Genomic DNA, 3,295 nt, shown 5'->3' on the forward strand with positions numbered 1-3,295 from the left:
GGCCACCGCAGTGAACTGTGGAGCATAGGAGACTCGAACTCCTGACATCTGCCTTGCAAAGGCAGCGCTCTACCAACTGAGCTAATGCCCCTCGACGGCACCGCGCGCGTGCCAACGGGCACTAGCGTACCGGGTTCCGGCGCGGTTCCCAGCGCCGTCCCCCTGGAAAAGTGCCGTTCCCTGGGGTCGGCCGGTCCGGTTGGTCGACCGGGCCGGCCGGCCCGGGAGGCGCCGTCCGGCGCCTCCGGAATTCGTCGATCGTCAGATCGCCCGGGGCTCAGCGACCGGCCGGGACCGGGTCGGTGGCCTCGGTCCACAGGTCCTGCTCGGCGCGGTCCGCCTGGACCTGACGGTAGACAAAGAAGCCGCCGAGGGCGACCAGGGCGACCAGGAGAAGCTTCTTCACCGCGGGACCTCGTCCTTCTTGCGTTGGCGGACTCAAGAGCCGGATCCGGCGGAATGGCCGGGCCGACGAGTCCAGATGGTGTTTCGAGCTCGAACGGGCGGACCGGGTGCCAGACTGCCCTTGCGGCCGATGATACACACCGGTGTCCCAATCGTGACCAGCCACCGGCACGGCCAACCCGACGGTCCGGTCCCAGGATTGACGCCGTACCTCCTGGCCGCCGGTCCGGCCGCCGCACGGAGCGGCCCGGAGGGCCCCGGGCCGGACGGACGGCCCCCGCCCGGAGGCGGAAACGCCGAAGGGCCCGGAGTGGATCACTCCGGGCCCTTCGCGGTTGTGGGCCTAACAGGACTTGAACCTGTGGCCTCTTCCTTATCAGGGAAGCGCTCTAACCGTCTGAGCTATAGGCCCTTGCCGCACTGAAAGATTAGCGGACCGACCGCCGATCTCCCAAATCCGGGTCGGCCGGGGCCGCGGCGACGCCCCCCGTGACCAGCTCCGGCGCGGCGGCGGAGGGGCGCAGCAGCCACTCCTCGCGGGTCGGCGGCAGGCCCGCCGAGCCCTCCTCGGTGCTGCGTACGGCGAGGACCTGGTTGACCCCGATCCGGTTCTGCTCGAAGGCGAGCGCGGAGGCCGCCATGTACAGCCGCCAGACCCGGGCCCGGCCGCGGCCGACCAGCCGGACCGCCTCCGTCCAGTGCGCCTCCAGGTTGGCCACCCACTCGCGCAGGGTCAGCCCGTAGTGCTCGCGCAGCGACTCGACGTCCCGGACCTCGAAGCCGGCCTCCTCCAGCCGGGCCACGGTGGAACCGACGGGGGAGAGCTCGCCGTCCGGGAAGACGTAGCGGTCGATGAAGGGGCTGGTGCGGTGCGTTTCGCCGGGGATGTCGGGGCGCCGGGCGATCTGGTGGTTGAGCAGCCGGCCGCCGGGCACCAGCAGCCGGTGCAGGCCCTCGGCGTAGATCCGGTACTGCTCGGAGCCGACGTGCTCGGCCATCCCGACGCTGGAGATCGCGTCGAAGGGGCCGTCCGCGATCTCCCGGTAGTCCTGGAGCCGGACCTCCACCCGGTCGGACAGACCGGCCTCCTCGACCCGGGCACGGGCCAGCGCGACCTGCTCCTTGGAGATGGAGACGCCGACCGCGGTGACCCCGTAGTGCTCGGCGGCGTGCAGCAGCAGCGAGCCCCAGCCGCAGCCGACGTCCAGCAGGCGCATCCCCGGCCGCAGGCCGAGCTTGCGGCAGATCAGGTCGAGCTTGGCTTCCTGGGCGGCCTCCAGGCTCTTCGCCTCCGGCGTCCAGTAGGCGCACGAGTAGACCATCGAGGAGCCCAGCACGAGGCGGTAGAAGTCGTTCCCGACGTCGTAGTGGTGGCTGATGGCCTCGCGGTCCCGGCTGCGGCTGTGCAGCCGGCCCCGGGCCGTGCGGGCCTCCTCCCGGGGCGGTTCCGGTTCGAGGCCGAGCGCCCCGGCCCGCAGCGCCGCGGCGAGCACCCGGCGGCCCGGGGCGCCGAGGACCTCGCGCGGCCCGAGGTCCCGGGTGCGGATCTCCGGCAGCTCGGCGAAGCGGGCGACCGCGGAGAGCGTCTCGTACAGGTCGGTGCCGGGGGCGAGGTCCAGGTCCCCCGCGACGTAGGCGCGGGCCAGGCCCAGCTCGTCCGGCCGCCAGACCAGCCGACGCAGCGCCCGGCGGTTGCGCAGCACCACGGTGGGCGCTCCCGGAGGCCCCGCGACGCTGCCGTCCCAGGCCTGCACCCGCAGTGGTACCGGGACCCCCAACAGCCCTTCCAGGGCCTCGACCAGTTGACCTGCGAGCTTCCCCACCGCGCGCCTCCGTCCAGTCGTCCTGTGGAAACCTGCTGCCCCGGTCGGGCGGACCGGGGCAGGCCGGCGGCACTCCCGCGCGCGGGACGGGCGGCACCCAGCTAAGCCCACGGCGGGTGCCCGGATTCCGGGCGGCACGCCGCGGGCAGCCGGCTGTCACCCGAAATGCCGACGGACCCCAGGCTGGAACAACCGCTGGGGTCCGCGCATTCCGTCTGTGGACGGGGAACTGAATAACAGTCAGGATCTGGCCGGAATCAGTCCTCCTCGGCCAGGGTGAGCTCGACGCCGCCGGTGAAGCCCGCCGCCGCGTTGTAGATGAACGCGGAGAGCGTGGACAGGGCGGTCAGCAGGACGACGTCGACCACGGCGATCAGCGTGGTGAAGGTCATCACCTTGCCGAAGCCCACGTAGTCCATCAGGTTGACGCCGCCGTTGCTGTCCGAGCCGGTGACGTCCTTGAGGGTCTTGCTCAGCGAGTCGAAGACGCCGAGCGAGTCCAGCGTCATCCACAGCACCGCCGAGGCCACGATGAGGATGATGCCGACGGCCAGCGACAGCAGGAAGCTGACCTTCATCACGGACCACGGGTCGACCTTGGTCACCCGCAGCCGGGCCTTGCGGGTCCGGCCGAGGCCGGAGCCGCCGGCCGCGGGGGGAGCCGCCGGACGGCGCGCCGCTCCCGCGCCGGCGGGGCCGACCGCCGGGGTTCCGCCGGGCGGGGTGTTGCCGCCTCCGACCCGGGTGCCCCGGGCCGGGGTCGGCTGGCCCTTGGCGTACGTGGTGGGCTGCGAGAAGCCGCCGGCACCGCTCTGGCCCGCTCCACCGGTCGGCGGCATCAGCGAGGTGGACGCGGTCGAGTGATCGTTCGGCGGCTGCGGGACGCCGTACGAACCCCCGCCCTGCGCGCCCGGACGGCCGCCGGAGGTTCCTCCCGCAGCACCCGTGGCTCCACTCACCTGGTCCTCCCGCACTTCCCACCAGGACGGCGGCGCCGCCCTGCTTCGTCACTCGTCACCCAGCGCCCGGCGGGATTGCCCGGAACTGGTCGGCGTCCGATGCCGCCG

At 72.8% G+C, this 3,295-nt stretch carries 3 protein-coding genes and 2 tRNA genes; all 5 read right to left on the reverse strand.

Annotated features, from left to right (window positions below; all coding sequences use genetic code 11):
- Positions 1 to 18: 18 nt before the first annotated feature.
- Positions 19 to 91, reverse strand: a tRNA-Ala gene (locus ACFRMQ_RS39485).
- Positions 92 to 277: 186 nt separating this feature from the next.
- Positions 278 to 406 (reverse strand): DLW-39 family protein, encoded by a 129-nt coding sequence (locus ACFRMQ_RS39490; RefSeq protein WP_014137031.1) that lies wholly within the window; start codon positions 404 to 406, stop codon positions 278 to 280.
- Positions 407 to 743: 337 nt separating this feature from the next.
- Positions 744 to 817: transfer RNA gene (locus tag ACFRMQ_RS39495), tRNA-Ile, on the reverse strand.
- Between the two features lie 16 nt (positions 818 to 833).
- Entirely contained in the window at positions 834 to 2,228 is a 1,395-nt protein-coding gene (locus tag ACFRMQ_RS39500) for a class I SAM-dependent methyltransferase (protein ID WP_380735730.1), read from the reverse strand.
- Between the two features lie 257 nt (positions 2,229 to 2,485).
- Positions 2,486 to 3,187 (reverse strand): DUF3566 domain-containing protein, encoded by a 702-nt coding sequence (locus ACFRMQ_RS39505; RefSeq protein ID WP_380735731.1) that lies wholly within the window; start codon positions 3,185 to 3,187, stop codon positions 2,486 to 2,488.
- Positions 3,188 to 3,295 lie beyond the last annotated feature (108 nt).

The sequence above is a fragment of the Kitasatospora sp. NPDC056783 genome (assembly GCF_042789895.1).
In the GTDB taxonomy this organism is placed as follows: Bacteria; Actinomycetota; Actinomycetes; order Streptomycetales; family Streptomycetaceae; genus Kitasatospora.